The sequence below is a fragment of the Dyadobacter psychrophilus genome, from assembly GCF_900167945.1.
In the GTDB taxonomy this organism is placed as follows: domain Bacteria; phylum Bacteroidota; class Bacteroidia; order Cytophagales; family Spirosomataceae; genus Dyadobacter; species Dyadobacter psychrophilus.
On record NZ_FUZA01000001.1, the window covers coordinates 1,394,441 to 1,416,869 of the forward strand.

16 protein-coding genes are annotated in these 22,429 nt (G+C 45.5%); all 16 read right to left on the reverse strand.

Annotation, left to right across the window (positions count from 1 at the left end):
* Window positions 1-5: 5 nt before the first annotated feature.
* Window positions 6-1,016 carry a FecR family protein gene (locus B5X68_RS05955; protein ID WP_082213697.1) on the reverse strand — a complete coding sequence of 337 codons (1,011 nt, stop codon included), beginning with the start codon at window positions 1,014-1,016 and terminating at the stop codon, window positions 6-8.
* A 48-nt stretch (window positions 1,017-1,064) separates the two neighbouring features.
* Window positions 1,065-1,730 (reverse strand): RNA polymerase sigma-70 factor, encoded by a 666-nt coding sequence (locus B5X68_RS05960; protein WP_082213698.1) that lies wholly within the window; start codon window positions 1,728-1,730, stop codon window positions 1,065-1,067.
* Window positions 1,731-1,893: 163 nt separating this feature from the next.
* On the reverse strand, window positions 1,894-3,606 hold the full coding sequence (locus B5X68_RS05965) for a GMC oxidoreductase (protein ID WP_082213699.1): 1,713 nt from the start codon (window positions 3,604-3,606) through the stop codon (window positions 1,894-1,896).
* A 37-nt stretch (window positions 3,607-3,643) separates the two neighbouring features.
* On the reverse strand, window positions 3,644-4,165 hold the full coding sequence (locus B5X68_RS05970) for a gluconate 2-dehydrogenase subunit 3 family protein (protein WP_229208294.1): 522 nt from the start codon (window positions 4,163-4,165) through the stop codon (window positions 3,644-3,646).
* Between the two features lie 41 nt (window positions 4,166-4,206).
* The gene (locus tag B5X68_RS05975; RefSeq protein WP_170916584.1) at window positions 4,207-5,448 is read right to left on the reverse strand and encodes an MFS transporter; all 1,242 of its coding nucleotides are present in this window, start codon (window positions 5,446-5,448) and stop codon (window positions 4,207-4,209) included.
* A 121-nt stretch (window positions 5,449-5,569) separates the two neighbouring features.
* Window positions 5,570-7,228: an FAD-dependent oxidoreductase gene (locus tag B5X68_RS05980; protein WP_082214024.1), complete on the reverse strand. Its 1,659-nt coding sequence runs from the start codon at window positions 7,226-7,228 to the stop codon at window positions 5,570-5,572.
* A 30-nt stretch (window positions 7,229-7,258) separates the two neighbouring features.
* On the reverse strand, window positions 7,259-8,698 hold the full coding sequence (locus B5X68_RS05985) for a RagB/SusD family nutrient uptake outer membrane protein (protein WP_082213701.1): 1,440 nt from the start codon (window positions 8,696-8,698) through the stop codon (window positions 7,259-7,261).
* A 26-nt stretch (window positions 8,699-8,724) separates the two neighbouring features.
* Window positions 8,725-12,033, reverse strand: coding sequence for a TonB-dependent receptor (locus B5X68_RS05990; RefSeq protein ID WP_229208295.1), 3,309 nt, complete (start codon window positions 12,031-12,033; stop codon window positions 8,725-8,727).
* Between the two features lie 209 nt (window positions 12,034-12,242).
* Window positions 12,243-13,367 carry a FecR family protein gene (locus B5X68_RS05995; RefSeq protein ID WP_082214026.1) on the reverse strand — a complete coding sequence of 375 codons (1,125 nt, stop codon included), beginning with the start codon at window positions 13,365-13,367 and terminating at the stop codon, window positions 12,243-12,245.
* 117 nt (window positions 13,368-13,484) lie between these two features.
* The gene (locus B5X68_RS06000) at window positions 13,485-14,093 is read right to left on the reverse strand and encodes an RNA polymerase sigma factor (RefSeq protein ID WP_082213702.1); all 609 of its coding nucleotides are present in this window, start codon (window positions 14,091-14,093) and stop codon (window positions 13,485-13,487) included.
* Between the two features lie 111 nt (window positions 14,094-14,204).
* The gene (locus B5X68_RS06005; RefSeq protein ID WP_229208296.1) at window positions 14,205-15,239 is read right to left on the reverse strand and encodes a T9SS type A sorting domain-containing protein; all 1,035 of its coding nucleotides are present in this window, start codon (window positions 15,237-15,239) and stop codon (window positions 14,205-14,207) included.
* Window positions 15,240-15,307: 68 nt separating this feature from the next.
* Window positions 15,308-16,849, reverse strand: coding sequence for a sulfatase family protein (locus tag B5X68_RS06010; protein ID WP_082214027.1), 1,542 nt, complete (start codon window positions 16,847-16,849; stop codon window positions 15,308-15,310).
* A 315-nt stretch (window positions 16,850-17,164) separates the two neighbouring features.
* On the reverse strand, window positions 17,165-18,313 hold the full coding sequence (locus B5X68_RS06015; protein WP_082213704.1) for a cellulase family glycosylhydrolase: 1,149 nt from the start codon (window positions 18,311-18,313) through the stop codon (window positions 17,165-17,167).
* Between the two features lie 24 nt (window positions 18,314-18,337).
* Entirely contained in the window at window positions 18,338-19,393 is a 1,056-nt protein-coding gene (locus B5X68_RS06020) for a family 43 glycosylhydrolase (protein WP_082213705.1), read from the reverse strand.
* Between the two features lie 29 nt (window positions 19,394-19,422).
* The gene (locus B5X68_RS06025; protein WP_082213706.1) at window positions 19,423-21,528 is read right to left on the reverse strand and encodes a CehA/McbA family metallohydrolase domain-containing protein; all 2,106 of its coding nucleotides are present in this window, start codon (window positions 21,526-21,528) and stop codon (window positions 19,423-19,425) included.
* Between the two features lie 11 nt (window positions 21,529-21,539).
* The gene (locus B5X68_RS06030; protein ID WP_082213707.1) at window positions 21,540-22,388 is read right to left on the reverse strand and encodes a sugar phosphate isomerase/epimerase family protein; all 849 of its coding nucleotides are present in this window, start codon (window positions 22,386-22,388) and stop codon (window positions 21,540-21,542) included.
* Window positions 22,389-22,429: the final 41 nt, after the last annotated feature.

Here is a 22,429-nt window from a genome sequence, read left to right on the forward strand (position 1 = left end):
GGTATTTATTGGTTTTTTAAAAGGACCGTATCTCCGTTTTGCTCAATTTTCATGTCGAGAACTTCTGAAACTGTTTTCAAAAGCTCGTCAGCATTCTTCGTTTTGAAGTTTCCCGTAATGGTCCGCTGTGCCATTTCTGCGCTGGAAAGCTTCACTTTCTGGCCAAAATTTTCGTCGATCATTGCCAAGATGTCTTTAACAGATGTAGAATTGAAGACATAGCGCTGCTCTTTCCACATAGCAAATGTGTTGGTGTCCTGCTTTTTGGCAAGCTTAACTGCTCCTGCATGATCTACCACAGCCAGGTCGCCTGGCTCCATCATTACTTCCTTTCGCTCATTGTTTTGAGAATAATCAATGCGGACACTTCCGCTTTTCAAAGCCACTTTTGTTCCACGCGGACGGGCGAAAACGGAAAATGTTGTTCCCAACACTTCTACCTGGAATTGATCCGAAGTTTTTACGACGAACCGCTTATGATCAATGGTATGGCTCACAGAAAACTCAGCCTCCCCTTCCAGGTCCACATTTCTGACTTCGTCATTAAAGCCAAATCTTGGAATTCTTAGTTTTGAATTGGAATTAAGCGCCACGCGGCTGCCGTCTTCTAAATACACATCAGTTGTTTGCCCATAGGCGGTTTGATAAGTTTTGTATTGCAACGGTTCGCGAAACCACCAGCCAGCTCCGACAAAGAATGTAACCGAAGCGGCCATCAGCCAAAAACTATTGGAACGGGCTGAGAAAAAGTTGGGTCTGGGATTTTGTACGATTGATTTTGAAAATTCCGCCGCCGGTTCAATATCTGTTTCCAGGCGATGCAGCAAAATACTGATGGCGGCATCCTGGTCCGGAACAAATTGCGGGCATTTTGTTTCATATTCCATCAGCCACTGGTTGAAGGCTTCCGCATTCTCCTGATCGCGGATCCAATCCTCCACCAATTGCCGTTCCAGAGGATTGGCGCGTCCCGCCAAGTACTCGAACAGCATGTATTTCGATACAATTGTTTTCATAATGTTTTCAGTTCGAAGTAGGGCTCATTGTGAGCCTGATCACAGGTTTTACACGAAGCTCAGCAATGTGAGCCCGGCAGATATCATCCACTCCCCATTCAGCGCGAGCCTGAGGTGTTTTAATGCTTTGGAAATATGCACTTCCACCGTTTTGGGTGAAATATGCAGCTCGTCCGCGATCTCGTGGTATTTTTTGTTTTCGAAACGGCTGAGCAAAAAGACTTTCTGGCATTGCATGGGCAGGCGTGCAATGACTTCATTCACTTTCAGGAAGAGATTATTGTAATGTATTTCAGCGTCCGGCTGCTGATGGTAGGTTGAAATTGTGTTTTCTTCATTTGCTTCCAGCGAAGCCATTTTGCCGAACTCTCTACGCATATACGTATAACATTCGTTCCGTACCGACCTGAACAAATAGCTCGTGTAAGAAGATGTAATATTCTCGTATGCTCTGGTCCTGTAAAACTGAAAAAACACTTCGCTAACCAGGTCCTCTGCAATTTGTTTGGAGTAAACAAATCTTACTGCATGACTGCAAAGCGGGTTGTAATAACGCCTGAACAACAATTCGAGGCCTTTACCTGGATTTTGTTCAAATGTTGCCTTTAAAAAGACGGCAGAATCGATTTCACTGACACTACTCTTCCCTTCGTATAAAGGAGACACAAATGTACTTGTGCGCTTTGATTCCTGGTTAAGCAAAGGATCGTGCATTGAGTCTTTATTTAATGTAATAATTAAAAGACTTTTTTGTACTCAAATCCCCTTAGTCTTAATTAAAAAAAAACTAAAACTTTTTTTATTATACGGTTTGCAGTGTATGGACAACAAAAAAACCGCCACAGGTCAGGTGGCGGTTTGCAATACATTGTAGCAATTATAAATTTTTGGCCTTCATTTCCTTAACCGCATGATCAACCGCTCTTGCAGACAAAGCCATATAAGTCAGTGATGGATTTTGTGTTGAGGTTGAAGTCATACAAGCACCATCGGTAACAAACACATTCTTGCAGGCATGCAGCTGGTTGAACTTATTGAGCATAGAAGTTTTCGGGTCCTTGCCCATTCTCACGCCACCCATTTCGTGAATGTCGTTACCAGGGTTTCTGTGCCCGTCATTGGCTTTTACATTCTTAAAACCGGCTTTTTCAAACATTTCGCTCACCTGCTCAACGTAATCCTTGATCATTTTCTCATCATTATCATCGTATCCTACGGATATTTTGAGCTGGGGCATGCCAAACGGATCTTTCATCGTCTGATCCAGCGCCACATAATTGCTTTCTTTCGGAATCGTCTCGCCCATCATATGTGAGCCCACGCTCCAATTGCCATATTTGGTTTCCAAAAGGCCCGCTTTCAATGATTCACCCATTCCGTTCCTGTCATTGTATGTCTGGCGGTTAGCTCCGAAACCGGCTGCATAACCTCTCAAAAAGTCCGTTTCCTGCTTATAAACATTGCGGAATCTTGGAATGTAGCCGCTGTTTGGGCGCCGTCCTTCCGTAGTGGAATCCAGAAAGCCTTCGTACTCGCCGGAAATGCTTGCGCGATAATTGTGGAAGGCTACGTATTTGCCCAACACACCGCTGTCATTGCCCAGGCCATTCGGGAAGCGGGATGATATTGAGTTCAACAAAATGAGGTTACTATTCAATGCGGCGGCATTTACAAAAATAATGTCCGCGTAGAAGTCCATTGTTTCTTTTGTATTCGCGTCAATAACCCGCACGCCGCTTGCCTTTTGTTTCTTGTCGTCGTAAATGATCGAATGCACAACCGAATGCGGGCGCAATGTCATATTCCCGGTCTTCATCGCCCACGGAATGGTGGAAGAATTACTGCTGAAATAGCCTCCAAACGGACAGCCGCGCTCGCAAATGGTGCGATGCTGGCACTTCGCACGGCCCTGATCCAGGTGAATCTGCTGTGGATCGGTAATATGCGCCGCACGGCCAATGATAATATGGCGGTCTTTATATTGTTTTGAAACTGATTCTTTAAAGTATTTTTCAACACAGTTCAGATCGTGCGGAGCTAGGAATTCACCGTCCGGCAATGTATCAATGCCATCTTTATTTCCGGTTATGCCTGCAAATTTTTCAACGTGGCTGTACCAGGGCGCAATGTCGTCATAACCGATCGGCCATTCAACGGCGAACTTGTCCCTTGCCGGACCTTCGAAATCGTACTTGCTCCAGCGCTGCGTCTGGCGTGCCCATAGCAGCGACTTGCCTCCAACCTGATAACCCCGGATCCAGTCAAACGGCTTTTCCTGTACATAAGGATGCTCATTGTCCTTGGCGAAAAAGTGCGCAGACGATTCTTTGAAATTATAGCATCTGCTGGCAATCGGGTTCGCGTCGGTGATCTCTTTGGGAAGCCTTTCGCGGTGTTCAAATTCCCACGGCATCATGTTCGTCGTAGGATAATCCTTGATGTGCTGCACATCGCGGCCGCGTTCCAAGACCAAGGTTTTCAAACCTTTTTCAGTCAGCTCCTTCGCCGACCAGCCGCCACTGATTCCCGAGCCAATGACAATGGCATCGTAGGTGCGGGCTTTCTTACTGTCAATATTAAAATTCGCCATAGTTTTTTTGTAATAAAGGAGGAAGATAAAGGGTCTTCTAGCCTTTTTTGACCGGAACACAACCGTGGTAACGTGCCGGGATCATTTCATAATGGGTCAAATTCGTCATCACGTACTCGGACGACATATAACCTTGAATGGTCAGGTTTTTAACCATGCCTAAAAACGCTTTCTGGCCCGCGTCGCTGCCTTTGCCCATGTCCTGCAAAAGCTCCATGCGCTGATCTTTTCCAGCATCCGCGAATGATTTTCCAAATCGCTGAATGCTCTGCTCGTCCAGATTGGAAATGCCGCTTTTCAGGCTTGCCTGCGCCTTGCTGTCATAGCAATCGGTCACCATTTTCTGAACAAAACCGCCTACGCCCAGTTCACCCGCACCCGGCGTGTCCGTTTTTGGAATAATGGTTTCCACCATTCCAGTTAATATTTTAGACTGGTCGGCTGTAAGCAATGTGCCTTTTTCCAAAGTGCTTTTGCTCCACCCGGATGCCCATGCAGGCAGGCCCGCCATTGCGCCCACGGCCATTGCCATGCTCTTAAGCGCTACGCGTCTCTCCATTTTTTATATGTTTTGAATGTTGTTATTACGTATTTCAAACCCTATTCTTCTAAGAAATCCAGGTCTCTGCCATGTGTTTCAGGAATCGTCAGGATACAAAAGAGGCCTATCGCAAAGCAAATAATTCCGACCATCGCCCCTGAGTTAATTACCGAAAACGAGTCTTTAAAAGTAGCAAATAAAGTTGTCATAAGCACTACCGTCCCGCGCACCATATTGGGCACTGTGGTGGCGGCCGTGGCCCTTAAATTTGTCCCAAATTGCTCAGCACCAATGGTTACGAACATGGCCCAATAACCAATCCCAAATCCCAGCAATGCTGCCACGCCATAAAATGTTGACACAGATTTAATTCCTGCATACAAATAAACGACGCTCCATATTAACGTAAATATCATGAGATAAAATACAGCCTTCTTCCTCGATTCTAACCAATGACTGAGAAAGCCGCTGCACAAGTCACCCATAGACAAACCCACGTAACACCACATGATGGACAACCCGGGTTTTATGGCTCCTTCAATGCCCAGCGCTTTGCCGAATTCATTACTGAAAGTGGCCAGAATCCCGATCACAAACCAGGTAGGAAGGCCGATTCCAATGCATTTGAGATAACGGAAAAGCCTGTCCCTATTCGTAAAAAGCGCAAAGAAATTACCTTTTTCAACGTGCTTCTGGTTTTTGATATCTTTAAAAATCCCTGATTCAAAAACACCAATCCTTAATAAAAGCAATGATATCCCCAATCCGCCGCCGATGAAATAGGCATAACGCCAATCGAAATACTCCACTGTAAAATAGGCGACCACTGCGCCCAGAAGACCGATTCCGGCCACTAACGATGTGCCAATGGCGCGTAAATGTTTTGGCAAGATCTCCGAAACCAGTGTAATTCCGGCACCCAGCTCGCCAGCGAGGCCTATGCCTGCTACGAACCTCAAAAGTTTATAAGTTGCAGGATCCTGCACAAAACCACAGGCAATGTTGGCAAGCGAATAAGTGATAATGGAGCCGAAAAGCACAGACAAGCGCCCTTTTTTATCTCCCAATACACCCCAAAGAATGCCGCCCAGCAGCAGACCTGTCATTTGCCAGTTGAGGATGCTGGCGCCTGTGAGAGAAATTTCCGTTTCCGAAAGCCCAAGCGACGCGAGGCTGGGCAGCCGTACTATCCCAAAAAGCAGCAGGTCATATATATCAACAAAATATCCGAGGGCAGCGACAATGACGGGGGCACTAAACAGGTGGGAAAAATCTGATCGCTCAGCAGTAATGGTAGCCATTCTGATTTATTATCGGGTTAAGGAGTTATTTCAATTCATATAAATAGCCGGATTTTCACCCGGCTATCGACCTTTTATACATCAAAAATTAGGCTGCAAATGTAATTGACAAAATAATATATTACAATTCTAATTTTTGCTTGTCTTTTAAAAGCTGCTCTTTTAATTTGCTGTAATCCACGTCCTGAACAGCAACATTGGCATCAATCGCCTGCACGGCTGCCGATGCTGCGCTTTGACCCAAAATCATGAAAACCGGCTCCATACGGATCGAGCCGTAAGCAATGTGCGAGCTCGACAAGCAAACCGGAACAAACAGATTCTGGCATTCCTCCTTTTTAGGAACAATAGACGCGTAGGAAATGCTGTAAGGCGTTTTTGGATGTACACCAATGTCTCCTTCATTCTGAACAAAACCGTCTGCTTTTACGTAACGCTGTGCATTATGGGCATCCAATGCATAAGAACCCATTCCGATCGGCTGTTCAACTTTTTCCAAACCTAGCGTGTGGTTCTCGTTCATTACCGTCGGCCCGATCATTCTGCGCGCTTCACGCACGTATATCTGATGCGGCCAGCCGCCATTGTCTTTAAATTCATCTTTTGGCAACCCCCACTGGCTCATTTCCTTACGCACGTCCGCTGGAACACTTGGATCATTGGTCAGGAAATACATTAAGCCTTTCTGATACAATTCATGCTCTTTAATGATCTCTTTTCTGCGCTCGTAAGTTGCGTCCGGGTAATCGTAATTTTGGCCAATGAAATCGGTGCTGAATGGTCCGTGGTTGTTGGTATCCGTCTTTTTATTGGGAATAGGATCATATTTATCAAATGTTTCTGTCCAGCCCGCTTTGTAAACCCTTGACAGCAATTCGTATTTAGCGGGATCGTAACCTGCCGGCTTTTCGAAAGGAATGCGGTTATCGGGATTGGCAGAAAGGCACATACGGAAGCAGTAAGCCTGAATTTTGTTATCACCGGAGCCGTTTTCTGCAATTTTCTCATCGCTTATATAAGGTAAAAGGCCACTTTTAGGATCGCCTTCCACTTTGTATGGGCTGATGTTTTTCTTGAAATAATGTCCGTGCTGGAAAACGCCAGCCTGCACACCGTTCCATTTTTCATTGTAAACGCTGTTTGCTTCTCGTCCGACATGGTATTTTACACCCGCCGCAGCCATCAGGTCGCCTTCATAAGTAGCATCGATGAACATTTTGCCCGCAAAAGTTTTTCCCGAAAGTGTTTTGATAGAAACAATTTTACCATCCTTTTTCTCAACTCCGCCCTTGCGGTCGAGCCATTCGTCACGGTAGATTTTAATGTTGTTTTCTTTAACAAAATCTTCAAAAACCTGCTCGGCAGCATGCGGCTCGAAGATCCACATGGTGCGCTCGTTGCCATCCATGGCGGGAGTTCCCTGACCCTTATTGCCATATTCTTCCTTTTTCTGCCATTTCCAGGCCTCAGGCTTGTCGTAATGCTGGTATAACCGGTGATAAAATTCCCTCGCAAGGCCTCCGATCACGGATTTATTTCCTGTATCAGTAAATCCAAGCCCGCCAGCCGAAAGCCCGCCTAAATGTTTGTCCGGCGAAACGACAAGCACGCTTTTACCAGACTTAATGACCTGAACGGCAGCAGTAACCGCCGCGGAAGTTCCTCCGTAAACGATCACGTCGGCAGTGTAATCAGCTGATTCTTCTTTTTGTTTTTCTGAGCAGGAAGGGCTGCTTGCAATAAAAATAAGCGCAATAAGATAAACCAAATACTTTTTCATTTTCATCAATGGTTGGTTAGGAAAAGGGAATTAATAGCTTGGATTTTGGTCCTTTGCAGGGTCCAGCGCCTTATTATAAAGCAATTCAGAATTTGGGATGGGCCACATCATGTGCTTTTCTGCAACGTCAATGTTCTTCACTTCTTTGATCCGCTGTTTGGCAATGCCCAGGCGTTTCAGGTCGAGCCAACGCTTTCCTTCGTACATGGTTTCGTAACCTCTTTCGCGCACAACGAGGTCGATGAATGTCGTTGCCGTTTGGCCCGCCAGTTTAAAATCCACAGCCGACGCAGTTTCAGCATTATAACCATATGCCCTGCGGCGCACTTTATTCAGACTTTCCAGTGCTTCTGCGGTTGGCGCGCCATTGGCTCTTGTTGCAGCTTCGGCATGGAATAACAACAGATCGGCATAACGATACCACGGATAATCATTTCCTCCGCCATTGGTCGCAGCCGGGTCGCGGAATTTTCGGTACAAACAGGTGTTCGGGCCAAGTCCTACGTCCACATTATAAAGGATATGCGTTTTACGCAGGTCCTTCATGTCCCAGGTTTTGATAAATGAATTGGACGTAGAATCGGTATATTGTGCGTATACGCCGCCAGGACCGTAATAACGATATTGACCAATGGCGCGGTGGGCATACGATACGAGCCCAAAACCTTGCTGACGTGAATACTTGAAGTAAAAAATCTCCTCAGGCGTAGATACTACTTCCGGCCCGTAAATTTTTTGAAAATCCTCCGAAACACTCACCGGCACAAGCGAATATTTACCCGAAGCAATCACTTCTTTCGCTTTTTCAGCCGACTCTTTCCATAGTTCCCTGTTCAGGTAAATTTCCGAAAGCAATGTTTTGGCGGCCCATTTGGTAGGACGGCCCACTTCCGAAGGTGAATCGGGAAGAAATTGTTCGGCATTGAGGGCGTCGCTCAGGATCAGTTCATAAATTTCGTCCACAGTCGCGCGCTTCACATCGAATTCGGTCATATTGTTTTCGGTGCGCAAAGGAACGCCACCCCAGTTCCTTACCATGGCAAAATAGATCAGTGAACGGAGATATTTGGCTTCGGCAACAAATTTGGCAGCATCCTCCGGCGTGATCTCGGTTCCTTTTGGAATGTTCTGGATCACAATGTTCGCATTCCGGATAGACTGGTAAAAATTGTCCCAGATCGTGCCTACGCGGTTAATGTTGGTGTTGTCCAGTCCCTGATACAAACTCACAGGCGTCTGGCTACCCCTTGAATTTCCGTAGTCTGCCAAGCCTTCCAGCTGCGACGGATAATTGATACTAAGTGCATTATCGACACGCATTGGGCCGTAAATCGCATTTACTGCCGCCCGCGCTTCGTCCGCAGTGTTGTAAAAATTTTCCGCTGCGAGCGATTTTGGTTCTTCTTTTAAAACGTCTTCGCACGCGGAAAGGGCAAGCGCGAGGAATAAACAAATGGCTATATTTTTCATTATAGTGAAGATTTTAAATTGATTGATCAGAATCCTACGCGAAGGCCAATGGTAGTCGTTTTTGCAGTAGGATAACTATAATGGTCAATGCCCATGCGGATGGAGTTGGAACCGCCATAGGAACTGATCTCAGGATCAAACCATGAATATTTGGTAAATGTGAACAGGTTTTGCCCGCTTACGTAGATCTGGGCATTGGTAAGCCACTTAATGTCTTTAACCGGCAGATTGTAGCTCAACTGGATGTTCTTGACACGCAAATAAGAGCCGTCTTCCACAAACCGGTTGGAAACCTGCGCCTGGGAAACTTTGCCGGTGATCAGCGGGTATTTCGCATTCGTGTTGGTGGGGGTCCAGTGATTTTCAAAAACTTCGCGCGGCATATTCAGCGCCTGGCCATAATCCATGGTCTGGTTCACCGAGCTCAAATTGAAAATATCGTTTCCTTTGGAACCCTGGACGAATATATTCAGCTCGAAGTTTTTGAAAGACATATTGGAGTTGAAACCATAAATCAGCTTCGGATTTGGATTTCCAATGATGCGTTTGTCGCCGATATCGCGGGTTCCGTTGTTGTTGTAATCTTCATAAACGATCTTCCCGGTTTCGTCATAGCCTTTTTCCACGTAGCCATAAAACGCCCCGATAGATTCACCTTCCCGCAAAACATTAATGTTGTCATTGATCACCGAAATGTTGATCGCCTCGCCAAGCACATCGTTGCCGCCGTATAATTTCAACACTTTGTTTTTGTTGATAGAAGCATTCGCCGAAACGTCCCACTTGAATTTACCGCTCAGGATGTTGGCATTGGCCGAAATCTCGAAACCTTTGTTCTGCACTTTACCAACATTATTGATGGTGTAACCATAGCCCAAAGAAGAAGGCAAAGGCACATTATTAAGCAGATCCCGCGTGTTTTTAATATAATAATCCAATGTCAGCGAGAAGCGGTTTTGCAGGAAACCAATGTCCAACCCAATGTCAGACTGGGAAGTGGTTTCCCATTTCAATGGTCCCGCCAAACGCAAACCAGGTGCGTAATAAGTCGTTAATGCATCACCAAAAACCACTTTTCCCGAAGCAAGCTGGTTCAATGTAAAGTAAGGATTAATCGCCGTGCTTCCCGTTTCGCCATAACCAACTCGGATTTTCAGGTCAGAAATGAAGGGGATATTTTTGATAAAATTCTCTTCCGACAAGCGGTAAGCAATGGATCCGGAAGGAAAGTAACCCCATTTTTGTCCTTCTGTGTAACGCGAGGAACCATCCGCCCGGAAACTGACCGTAGCAAGAAATTTGTCATTGAAAGAATAGTTGAATCTTGCCAAATAAGACAATAACGACCATTTGGTATAATTTGAAACCGGAACGCCCTGCGTAGCAGCTGCACCAATGTCAAACGATTCCTGAATGTCACTCACAAAGCCACTTCCCGTAGTGTTCAGCTGCGTTGTTGTCAAATCCTGATAAGTGAAACCCGCGACAGCCGAAATGTTGTGCTTGCCAATCTCCTTCACATAACTTACCGTGTTCTCGTTCAACAAGCTGGTGGTTTGTGTGGTAGAGATCGAAGCTGAGCCTAAGGAGTTTACAAACTTCTTGGTTGTATAGCCGTCTATCCGGTCGTCTGTATTTTCAATGCCGCCTGAAATTTTAATGGAAAGTCCTTCAAAGGGAATAAAAGTCAGTGCGCCATTGGCGAGGACTTTATTGGAGCGAATGTGATCCGATTGTTGCTCAATGAAGTTCAACGGATTGGTAATCACATTGGAACCCCATGAATAGACTGTTGCCAGATTGGAATAATTCCCTTCCGGCGTCAGCGGGGCCACAGTTGGATATCCCGAAAGCATGGCGGAAATAAGTGACGAACCACGGTTTCCACCTTCCGAATTTTTGCGATCAGAGTCAATGCGGCTTAAAATGGTGTTGATGTCGAATTTAAACTTTTTGCTGAAATCAGTGCTGAGATTAGCACGGACCGAATTACGGACGTAATTGCTTCCAATAATGATCCCGCCCTGATTAAAATTGCTTCCAGAAACAGAAAAACGCGTTTTTTCACTTCCACCATTCACCGAAACAGAATGGTTCTGGATAGCAGCCGTCCGCAGCGCAAGATCCTGCCAGTCTGTCCCTTCCCCCAGACCGTTGATTTCGTCCTGCGTAAAGTGCGGCGCAAGTCCGTCATTGGTAGCCTGTTCGTTATAGAATTGCGCATATTCCCTGGCATTCATCATTTCGATCTTCTTCCTGGGCTTTTGAAAACCCACATATGTGTCCAGATCCACGCTTACCCTGCCGGATTTCCCTTTTTTTGTTGTGATCAAAACAACACCATTTGCACCTCTGGAACCGTAAATAGCTGTGGCAGAAGCATCCTTCAGGATCTCGATGGATTCTACATCCGCATTGTTCAGCAGTGTGGGATTACCCGAATAAGGAAAGCCGTCCACCACGTAAAGCGGCTCGTTACCACCCTGGACCGAGTTCGTTCCCCGGATCCGGACGCTGATAGGGCTGCCCGGAGCACCAGTATTTTGCGAGATCTGCACACCGGTTGCGCGTCCGGCCAATGATTGCATGAGGTTGGTTGCCGGATAAGCATTCAATTCTGTTGATTTGATGGACGCTACGGAACCCGTGAGATCAGATTTTTTGACAACACCATAACCCACCACCACCAGCTCATTCAATGCTCTTACATCCGCTTCCAGCGTAACATTGATAACACTCTGGTTTTCAACGGGAATTTCTTTGGTTGTATAACCTACAAAACTGAGCACCAGCACAGCATTATCCGGCACGTCGAGTTCAAATCCGCCGTCGCCGTTGGTCGTCGTGCCGGTTTGGGTTCCTTTCACCACAATGCTGACGCCCGGAAGGGGCGTATTGGTTTCATCCACCACTTTTCCGGTTAAATTGCGTTTTGGTGAAATGCCTTTTGTGGGAACTTCGGTTGGAAGCGCGTCTTGTCTTTTAAGAATAATAATTTTGCCTGAAACCTCATATTGCAGCCCTAATGGCGTCAATATTTGATCCAGGACTTCGTATAAGGGCTTGTCAGTGGCACTAACCGTCACCTTTCTCGCCGACTTGATTAATTTGGAACTGAATACGAACCTTACATCAACCTGTTTTTCGACCTGGTTCAGGACCTTCCTCACTTCACTGCCAGCTGCTACAACCGTAATCTTCTCGGAAAGAAGTGATTGCGCATTGCTATTGTGGGCATAGCCGGTTCCAATGAACCATAAGGCAAACATCAATTGTGTGGCTGTTATTCGCATCGTCCAAAGTAATACCCGGCGGTATTTAAAGGGTTTTTTCATAGATTTGATTGTTTTGTTAAGATTTGAAAACTGGCAAAACGATCCCTGCCTCCGCTATGGAGGAAAATGGCGACAACCAAAGGGATTTATTTGAGCCGGTGATGCGGGAACATTGCCGGCTCTTTTTTTAGGTTAATCTTTCTGTTTCTTATTCGAATGTTTAGCTAGCGGGTTTAAATTATAATACTGATTTACAAGGTCCTGTACGACTAATTTTTACATCCTCTGCTATGGATCACGACCTGCCCGTCGAGAATCTCATAACTTGCCTCCACTGCCTGACAAATGATAAAAAGCTTTTCGTGAAGTGTCTGATTATCAAGCGTTGCTGTGAGCGGACAGTCTTTTAAAATTTCCGGATCATACAGGATCTCGATACCATATGCCTTTCCGATTTTTTCGAAGACTTCACTTGCCGGTGTATCTTCGAACTCAAATTGCGGGGTCTCAGCCTTGAGCACAACCATTTCCGGCTTTTCAACCAGCGTTTTCACCATTCTCACCTCTTCCCTTGAATAAATAATTTTCTGGTTAGGATGCAGCACGACTCCTTGCAGCTCACGCCCGGCTGTTTTTTGCTCCAATTCCGGATCGGATTCTGCAAAAACGGAAACACGACCGGTCTTTACTTCCACCGTAACTTCATTGGAATTCCCATAAGCTTTAATGGTAAAACTCGTCCCTAGAACCTTGGTAACCAACCCATTGGAATACACAAAAAACGGGCGTTCAGAGTCTTTTGCAATGTCGAAAAACGCCTCTCCTTCCAGAAAAACTTCGCGCTTGGCGGCAAGGAATTTGTTGGCATAACGGATGCGACCATTCGCAGCGAGCGTAACCTTGCTGCCGTCTTCTAAAAGCACCGTCATGGCCTTCATGGAAGAGTTCCATTTCTCGGTAATGCTATCCTTATGCTCCTGAATGGGCTTCGCGAAACTGATTTTTTGTGGCTCTTTTTTGGTTGAAAGCGAATAAATGATCCAGCCGGAAATGAGCAGAAATGCAACTGATGCGGCGATGCGAAGCCAGGGAAAACTATATACTTTTGGTTGCTTTGCCGGTTCTTCGAAAAACGGATACTTATCAGAAGCATTGATCCGGCCAACGGTCTGATTGACGATGCGTGTGATCTCCGTATCTGCTATTTCCGGCTCGTGGAGACGTAAAGAAAGCACGATGCCCTTCGCCTGCTGAATTTTTTCATGCGCATCCGCATTATTTTCGATCCATTCCTCCCAAAGATCTTCTGTCTCGCGCGTGGGAGACAGGACCCACTGGCGGAAAAAGGTGTCCCAGACAAAATCTTCAACGGTAAAATCTTTATAGTGATCCATAGGTGAGCTTGCTTCTAACATACGATAGACACAAACCCGACCGGGATACCAATAAATTTTAAATTATTTCTAAAAAAATCAACAAAACAGCATTTCCGATGGCATTATGACCCATTTTTATATAAATAAATGAATCAGGAAGAAGGTCAGGAATTCGGCTTTCCAATGCTTTTTCAATTGTTTAATGGCGATTTGCAGTAAGTTGGAAACGGTTTGCGGAGAAACCGCCATGACTTCGGAGATTTGCTCGCGGCTGAGTTCCTGAAAGAATTTAAGATAAACAACCTCTTTTTGCCGCTTAGGAAGCTCCATCAGCAGTTTTTCGAGCTGGCGTGTGCGTACGAGCGTGGATTCGTTGTTAATGTATTGTTGTTCAACAGAAAACTCGAGGTCAAATGCTTCATCCGCTTTTTCCAGGTCGCCCTCTCCTACCCATGATTTCGAAGATGTGCTTCTGTGCATAAGTCTGCGCAGCGAAGCCATCATATAAGGCTTCACGGCTACGTCAGCACGCAAACGTTCGCGCTTTTCCCATAAATGCAAAAAAAGATCCTGGACTGAATCCTTGACAAACTCCTGATCCCTGGAAAATTTGCAGCCGTAACGGAAAAGCACGCGAAAATGAGAAGACATCAGATGTTCAAACGCAACCACATCTCCCGACAGGAACCGTTGCCAGAGGACATTGTCATCAGAAGATCGAGGAGGCTGAGAATGTGGTTTCATAACGCATTGTAAAAGTTGGACAAGATTACAAACGCAAGCCTGCTTTATTACAACGATTAATCAAACTTAATCCAATTTTCATCCTATACCAAAAAATTTTTGTGCGCTGCTTCACTCGATCATCACCCTGACAGATCGTTTTTGATGATGCTTATTTTCAAATGAAACGACGTACATTCCCGATGACAGCTCCTCGGCAGGATGAATTTCTATCTTATCGGCAGCAATGATCTCCGCTGAAATGTTCACATCTCTTCCCCACATATTAAACATGCGGACTGATTTCAGCTCGACATTTTCAGCTCTCAACGTCACTAATTTTCGCGTCGCAGGGTTAGGCGCGACGACTGCTTCTCCCGGCTTCAATTCGGACGAGCCGTTACGGATCAATATTTCATGAATACGGATTTTGCCCTGACCATTCCTGAACCGCATTTCGAAATTGGAAAGTTTGGTGTCGGAAAACAGTGAATTACCGGGATAAGCTTTGCTATTAAGACTTACGGGCTCATTATCAACCCATAAGTCGTAGGTTCCGGGCAATGCATTGTATGTGAGTGTGTGGTTCGGGGTCAATTTATAAGCCAGAAGCTTTTTCGAGTTATTCAGCACCCAGGTCAGTGTAACCTGCTTCTTTCTTGCGATGAGTTTACTGGTGTTTTGGGTTGCAAAATCTTTGATGCTGAATCCTCCTTCCAGAAAGTTGAGTGAAAACTTGGCAAACATCAATGCATTGCCCGGAAAGGAATGGTTATCCGGATTAAATTTTTCACCCACATAAAAATACATCGCATTTAAAGCCGCAGACTGTACGGATTCGGCACTAATGGTGATTTGGATGAATAATGTCTCTGGATTAGGCTTAAAAGGAGTAGCCCGCAACACACGAATGATTCCACCGGTTGCAGAATCTTCCTGCGTCCGTACGAGATCCATAAAACCCTTTGAAAATTTCGAATAAGAAAGTGAAGGGACGGTTTGGACAATGTGGCTATACTGACTTGAATCAGGCTCAGCATTCACAAATGGACCTGATTTCAAAAAATCCTGGTGAAAATAAATTGTCTGGGCAATTGCACATTGAAATACCATAGACACCAAAACAACAGCAAAAACTCTGGCAAATTGAAAGAAATGTGACGTCATAAAACATGGGTTTTATGCTTTTAGACGTCACATCTTTGTAATGGTCACAAAGTTTTTTCAGTAAATTTTCATCTGCTCCTTCCGGCCTCCCTAATCTTCGCCAATTCTGCTGCCATAGTCTTCACTTTGGCCGGATATTTGGCTGCCAGATTTGTTTTTTCTCCCAAATCTTTGCTCAGATCGTAAAGTTGCGGAGCCTGATTATTTCCTGTATCCGTATTCGTAAGCTCCTGAATAGCTTTTCCTTCTCTGGGCTCGATATATTTCCAGTTTTCTCTGGTGATAGACAATGCTCCGCCTTGTTTTATAAGATAGGGCCTACCCGTTTTCGATTTTCCCAGGATAGCGTCAATCGTGTTAAAGCTATCCGGAGCGTCATCAACTTCTATTTTTTGTTGAAAAAAATTGGCGAAAGATGAAAGCATATCGATCTGACAGATCAATGCATCCGAAACGGTTCCCGGCTTGATCGTCTGAGGCCAGCGCGCGAGCCAGGGCACGCGGCTTCCTCCCTCGAACGCACTATATTTCCCTCCTCTTAATGCGCCGGCGGGTTTGTGACCTTTGGCCAATTCCACTGCTTTATCCGCATAACCGTCGTCCAAAACGGGACCGTTGTCGCTCGAAAAAATAATTAATGTGCTTTCAGCTAATTTCAGTTCATCCAGCTTTTTCAGGATCTCACCCACAGTCCAGTCCATTTGCAGGATCACATCGCCGCGCAAGCCCATCTGGCTTTTGCCTTTAAACTGGCTGCTGGGCATTCTGGGAACGTGTATATCATTCAGTGAGAAATAGAGAAAAAACGGGGTCTTTTGATTTTCTTCTATAAACTGTTCGGCTTTGCTTAAAAACACATGCGCAATTTCTTCGTCCGTCCAGCGGGTTTGTTTCCCGCCCGTCATCCATCCGATGCGGCCTATGCCATTCACGATGGTGTTATTATGGCCGTGATTCGGCGATGCGGGCAATTTCAGCAGATCAGGATTTTCCAAACCTGTGGGTTCGTTGCCTATCTTTTTAGCATAATCCACCATTATCGGATCCGATTTATCCAAACCCTGCACATCATGATTTTCTATGAAAACCGTTGGGACACGATCGGAGGTTGCGGGAAAAAAGTAAGCGTAATCGAAGCCGGTCTCATTCGGGCCTTTCGTAATGGGCTCGTTCCAGTTGATCTGCTTGTTATTTTCACCTAGTCCCAAATGCCATTTACCGACAGAGGCGGTTTTATAACCTGCATTTTGAAACGCTTTGGGCAGAGTCAGCCGATCCGTCGGAATGATCAACGATGCATCGCCCGGTAAAACACCTGTTCCTTTCTGCCGCCAGGGATATTTTCCTGTTAATAATCCAAACCGCGAAGGCGTACAAGTTGCAGACGTCGTGTGCGCATTTGTAAAACGAATTCCCTCTTTGCCAATCCGGTCAATGTTCGGCGTAGCGATTTTAGTAGCTCCATAACTGCTCAGATCCCCATAGCCCACATCGTCGGCATAAATGAAAATCACATTAGGTTTTTGCTGCTTTTTTTGGGCAAATGTGCTCGTTGAAAATAGTATAGCCGCCCAGACGGCGAAAAGTGTAGAGAAGGAATTTCTTTTCATGAACGGATAAGACCAGAAGTGTTTTGCAAGAATAAAAATTATAAGGGCTTTTTTATTTGTAGAAAAAATCTGAAATTCACATGGCACTAACATACATAGACAATGGAAATTCGAACCAAAATCAGACCAACAAAACCTCCTAGGCCAGAGGAAAGGCGGTTTAAGACTGTGGAGGAGTTGGGGAAGTTTAAGAACGATCAGTTGATGGAGATTCTTAAAAATGTTGACCTCTCTTTCTTTCAAGGACCGAAGAATCGATAAAATAAAACCTGCCAGATACGATTTGGCAGGTTTTATTTTATCTGGAGCGCCTTCTTACTTAGCCGCAGTCAAGTTCTTAATCAACTCAACTTCATCCTTTTTATACGGCGTTCCGTCTTTGCGGAAAATATCGTGGAACCAGAGTTCTGGCTCGGATGTGTAGGTTTTCTTCCAGCTGTCCCAGGGATAGATCGTCTGAGATTTCCCGTCAACAAGTCCCCAGTTGATGGCCCCAACATTGTATTTTTTGGCGATGGGCAAAGAGCCTTTGAAAAAGCTGCCGTTTCCGCGCGACATGTATTCTGTGCAAATCATCGGTCGGTCGTAACGTTGCAATTGCTTAATGCGCTTTTCGAAATCCGCAGCGTCCTGATAATTGTGGAAGGAAACAATATCCGATTGCTCAATCATGAGTTTTTCGATAGATTTCAGGGTTTCATGAGAAGTCCAGTCGCCATCCCAAATTCCGGCAGTCAATGGCTGCGAAGGATCCACACTACGCGCCCAAACGAACGCCTTTTCAAGTAATGGCAGCACGTAGTCCACTTTGTTGGGTAATTCCACTTTGCCGTAAGAGCTTGTATTGGGATTATCCGGTTCATTCCACACGTCCCAGCCCAGCACGCGGTCATCCTTTCTGAACGCCTTAATTGTTCCCTTTACATATCTTTCGAGACGCGGATATTTTGTGCTGTCTTTCAGCACTTCAAGTCCCGGGCTTTGCACCCAGCCTGAATTATGAACGCCAGGTTTTGGCGCCCGCTGTTTTCCAAGCTTCGGAAAAGGGTCCCAGCATGAATCAAACAAAACAAACAGAGGCTTGATTTTATGCTTTTCCGCGATGTCCAGAAATACGTCGAGACGCTGCACAAAACCGGCTGAATCTTCCTCAAATAGCAAATCATGCAAATAAACACGCATCGTGTTCATGCCAATTTCCTCTGCCCAGCCCAGTTCTTTGTCGATTGTAGCTGTGTCAAAATCGGCCTTTTGGAACATTTCGAGCTGGTTAATGGCAGTGCTTGGCAAAAAGTCAGCTCCTACAAGCCAACCTTGCTTACCGTACCATTCTTTTGCCTGCTCTTTTGTCCAGATTTCACGCGGGACGATTACTTCTTCCTTGGCAGCTTCTTCCTTTTTCGCGCAATTTTGAAACGAAAGACAAATGAGGAGCGCCCAGACTGTTGTTTTTAAAAATTTCATTCCGTTAAGGATTTTAAATTATAACTATTTTAAAAGAGGTGCAGCCGTCTTTTCTATACTTGGCTGCGCATTGAGAATTTCTGGCCAGTTGTCTTTCCAGGTTACTTTATCTAGCATTAAAACGCGACGGTTTGCACCTGTGGAAACAGTTGGTTTGCTTCTGTCGATGGCATGATAAAGCAGCCAGTCGGTTCCTGCATTATCGGTTATTAGTCTTGCATTGTGACCCGTTCCCGCGTATTTTTCGTTGGGTTGGATCAACGTCGATCCTGTGTTACGTTCCTTTAAATCTTTTCCGTCTTTATCCAAATACGGCCCGGTAACATTCTTCGAACGACCGACCCGGATATGATATCTGCTTTTGGCGCCATCACAGCAATTTTCCCGGGAACCGAAGAAGTAATAGTAATCGCCTTTTTTCTGGATCATCACCGCTTCGAAATCCCCGGCTGCAATCTTGAATTTTTTGGAAAGATCCGGAACCGTTTTGCCATCAGCCGACAGTTCAACACCATAAGTGCCTTGGGTAGGCGCATTGCTGTAACTTCCCCAGAAAACGTATTTTTTGCCTTCGGCTTCCATGTAAAACGGGTCAATGGAATTTGGTACATTGACTTCATCACTTAAAAACAGCTTTCCCAGATCATTGAATGGTCCAGCCGCCGAATCCGCCACTGCCAGCCCAACGCCCGGATTTGAATCGCCCCAGGTTGAATATGCGTAATACATATAGTATTTCCCGTTCACCTTTACCACATCAGGAGCCCAGATGCCGCCTTTTTCTTTCCAGGAAGGTTTTTTGAGAAACGCATCTTTGACAAAATCCCATTTCACAAGATCTTTCGAACGGACCACCGGGATCAAATGTGCGCCTTTGCCATCGCCCCAATCATCCATTGTTCCATAGGCGTAAAACCAGCCGTCCTCTGCTTTAACAACCGTAGGATCGGCTAAAATCGGTTCGAAGACAGGGTTTTGATAACTTGACTTTTCAGTGACAACCTGTTTCTCGGCGGTTTGGCAAAAGGCCGGATCAGTCAATGCGATAACGCCAAAAACTGCAAAAAGTATTTTATTCATTTGCTCAAAAACATTTGTAGAAAGCCGGCCTATTCAAGCCAGATAATTTGTGTAAATGCGCCATTGGCAGCAACGTCCCAAACTTCAACCCGCACCCATTTTCTGTTTTTCAGATTTTTGGTAAAAGTAAACGACTTTTCTCCGAATGCCTCCGTGTCATTCAGATTAATCACATCATGGAAAACCTCTTTCCCATCGCCAGAAATTACTTCTGCATGGTTCAGCGGGAACGTCCATTTTGCATTCAATTTGATCTCGACATTCCCTTTGGCATCCACTTTCGTGGTCTCACCGGACGTTACATTATTAATAGTGAATGATGGCAGCAAGATTTCACCCGTTGAAACAAAAAATTTGCCCTTTTCCATGGCGTCCAGCAAAGGTTGCCAGCCGTCTTCAAACTTCGGCATTTGTTCCAATTGCATGTAATTAACATTCAAATGCCCATAAAGCTCATAATTTGGCTCTATCCGAAACAGGTCTGCCTCTGCGATCACATATTTCTTCTGTCCCCAATTGGCCATATCGTCCATCAGGTCCAGCACGCGTTTGCCTAATTTTGGTTGAGACAAATCCGCTGGCATTGCTTTCCAGGCTGCTCCCAAAAAACGGTCCGATTTATAGAATGCTTCATCTTTATATTTATCTGGAAAGCCCGTTGAACCTTTTGTTCTCGCATGGGCAGTCCAGGCGAGACCCTTTTCCAGTTCGAGCAGTTTTAACATTTCATCCTTATTTCCAATGCGGTAAAGCTTGCCGTAGGTTGAATTTTCTTCAACAAAAGGTTGACTTTTTTCCCGCGACATTAACCAGTAGACGGGTTTTGGAAAAATATTCATCCAATGTCCCCCAAAAAAATTGTTAGGCTCTTCGCCCGGTAAAAGCAGGAAATTTCCGTCGGAAAGACGTTTACATTCGTCAAACATCATTTTCAATTCCGGCCAGCGTTTCGCTTCGGGTCCACGCGGACTTCCCGGGCCGTGAAATTCTCCGAGATGGACAATGTTGACGCCTGTATTCCGGAATGCCTTTACAAAACCTGGCATTTCAGGAATGGGCCTGCGCGTAAGCACCTCGTCCACATGCTCCTGATGAAAGTGGCTGGACATAGTATAATAGCCTGGCAAAGGTTCATAAGTGTCGTTGTGCGTAAAAGCTTTCACTTTTTCGAGCACTTTACCATCTTTTTCAGCGCTTAACAAGCAAAAGAAATTGAATCGCTGCTGTGTTTTAGGGGGCGCATTGAACCAGGGAACCCAGCGGCGGTCGCCCAGCAAATCATGACGGAGGCCTATGCCGAAACCGGCAAACTGATTCCTGTAATTGTTGCCATACCAAATATGTTCCAGGTTATAAGCGTTGTCGAGCGGGTAAAAAAATTGGTGCGGCGCTGGAAAAACGGCTAAGCTTCCCTCCTTCCCTTCACCGACAATTGTTCGGTATTTCACAGCCATCATATGTGCCGTGTCCATCTTCGCAACCCTCAAATTCCGAACATTGCTCTCTGTATCAGACCAAAACAGATTCTCCCATGGCGATTGCTGACTTACCAGTCCGGGACTTACCAGTCCGGGACTTACTAGTCCGGCATCATAAACCACCGCCAGCGAATCCACATCGGTGGCCATTACAGCAGCAACGTTCATTAACGGGCTGCCATTGTAAAGGGTAAAATTATACGAGCCTGAAAAAGGTCCTCCCGTTGCGCCTGAGACGATAATCTCCGTGTGAGAGCCGGAACTTACAACTTTCACCCCGGTTTTATCCATCTTTACAGGGTAAGTTTTATAAGGCAGATAGGCCGTTTTATCAAAGAAAATATTCCAACCGTTTTGCGAAACAAGGTCGCGCTTGCCGACTGTAAGAATAATGGCGGGATCCAGGTTTTTTGCGATGGTTTTGTAAGCATTATTTTTCCCGATCACCAAACTGCTGATAACAGGCTGACCTTTGCTCAGATCAATGATAATTTTTCCGGATTCTGCATTTCCCGCGGGCCATTCCACGTGCAGCAAATTGCCTTCGTTTGTAAGCTTAACTCCCTTCTTTTTATCAAAACCAGTCAAATCAACCGGGATTTGACCATAAGCAAGCATATTGGATAAGACAAAAAGGAACGACAGGACTTTACGCATACTTTGAAATTTTAAGAAAACATTTTTTTATAAAAGGCCAAGCCTTCTTCGGCCAGTTCGTCGGCACTATTAGCAAGCGGACGCCAGATGCACGCCGCACGCGCAAGCTCTTTTGAAGGCTGACCGAAAGTTTCAATTACAACAGCGCCATCATAACCGATTTCCACCAGCGCATCCCGGATTCCCTCCCATTCCAAATGCCCTGTCCCCGGTGTTCCGCGGTCGCTTTCGTTGCCTTGAACATGACATAGCAAGTCTTTCCCGATTTTTCGAACAGATGCCGGAATGTCCTTTTCTTCAATGTTGGAATGGAATGTGTCAAGAACAATTTTCAGATTGGGGCTGGAAACTTCCTGCACAATCGAGAGTGCCTGATCTACCGTGTTGACCATGTCTGTTTCAAAGCGGTTAAGGGGCTCTAAACCAACGACAACGCCATGGTCAGCTGCTATTTTTCCAATTTCAACCAATGTTTCAATACACCACGCGCGTTCCTGTTTTTTCTGTTCGTCGGAAACGATCCTGGTCTTTCCAACGGCGGAATAAACCGGCCCCCCGAAGATGGGGCTTCCTACGTTTTGTGCAATTTTAATGCAGTCGATAATGTATTGTTTTCCTAGCTCGCGATGCAGAGGTTCGGTGCTGGAAATGTCACGTTCCGGCCCAAAAGCTCCGCTGACCGTGATCTTCAAATCCAGGTCGTGCGCAACGGTTTTAATTGTATCCCAATCTATAATGTTTGTGTCTTCAACGGCTATTTCAATAATGTCATAGCCCATGTTTTTTACCTTGGTAAGCAGGTCAATGTTCTGCGTTGAGAATGGGGAAACCCAAATAAAAGTGCTTGCTCCGAATAACATTTGAAAGTCGGTTACTGATAAATTAACTCCATAATGTCAGC

What these genes read in the sequence shown, in the direction of transcription:
- B5X68_RS06010 (WP_082214027.1), bottom strand. Translation starts at nt 16,849, where the DNA reads ATGAAAAGAAATTCCTTCTCTACACTTTTCGCCGTCTGGGCGGCTATA.
- B5X68_RS05980 (WP_082214024.1), bottom strand. Translation starts at nt 7,228, where the DNA reads ATGAAAAAGTATTTGGTTTATCTTATTGCGCTTATTTTTATTGCAAGC.
- B5X68_RS06020 (WP_082213705.1), bottom strand. Translation starts at nt 19,393, where the DNA reads ATGAATAAAATACTTTTTGCAGTTTTTGGCGTTATCGCATTGACTGAT.
- B5X68_RS06000 (WP_082213702.1), bottom strand. Translation starts at nt 14,093, where the DNA reads ATGAAACCACATTCTCAGCCTCCTCGATCTTCTGATGACAATGTCCTC.
- B5X68_RS06015 (WP_082213704.1), bottom strand. Translation starts at nt 18,313, where the DNA reads ATGAAATTTTTAAAAACAACAGTCTGGGCGCTCCTCATTTGTCTTTCG.
- B5X68_RS05970 (WP_229208294.1), bottom strand. Translation starts at nt 4,165, where the DNA reads ATGGAGAGACGCGTAGCGCTTAAGAGCATGGCAATGGCCGTGGGCGCA.
- B5X68_RS05995 (WP_082214026.1), bottom strand. Translation starts at nt 13,367, where the DNA reads ATGGATCACTATAAAGATTTTACCGTTGAAGATTTTGTCTGGGACACC.
- B5X68_RS05975 (WP_170916584.1), bottom strand. Translation starts at nt 5,448, where the DNA reads ATGGCTACCATTACTGCTGAGCGATCAGATTTTTCCCACCTGTTTAGT.
- B5X68_RS06030 (WP_082213707.1), bottom strand. Translation starts at nt 22,388, where the DNA reads ATGTTATTCGGAGCAAGCACTTTTATTTGGGTTTCCCCATTCTCAACG.
- B5X68_RS05990 (WP_229208295.1), bottom strand. Translation starts at nt 12,033, where the DNA reads ATGAAAAAACCCTTTAAATACCGCCGGGTATTACTTTGGACGATGCGA.
- B5X68_RS06005 (WP_229208296.1), bottom strand. Translation starts at nt 15,239, where the DNA reads ATGACGTCACATTTCTTTCAATTTGCCAGAGTTTTTGCTGTTGTTTTG.
- B5X68_RS05965 (WP_082213699.1), bottom strand. Translation starts at nt 3,606, where the DNA reads ATGGCGAATTTTAATATTGACAGTAAGAAAGCCCGCACCTACGATGCC.
- B5X68_RS06025 (WP_082213706.1), bottom strand. Translation starts at nt 21,528, where the DNA reads ATGCGTAAAGTCCTGTCGTTCCTTTTTGTCTTATCCAATATGCTTGCT.
- B5X68_RS05960 (WP_082213698.1), bottom strand. Translation starts at nt 1,730, where the DNA reads ATGCACGATCCTTTGCTTAACCAGGAATCAAAGCGCACAAGTACATTT.
- B5X68_RS05955 (WP_082213697.1), bottom strand. Translation starts at nt 1,016, where the DNA reads ATGAAAACAATTGTATCGAAATACATGCTGTTCGAGTACTTGGCGGGA.
- B5X68_RS05985 (WP_082213701.1), bottom strand. Translation starts at nt 8,698, where the DNA reads ATGAAAAATATAGCCATTTGTTTATTCCTCGCGCTTGCCCTTTCCGCG.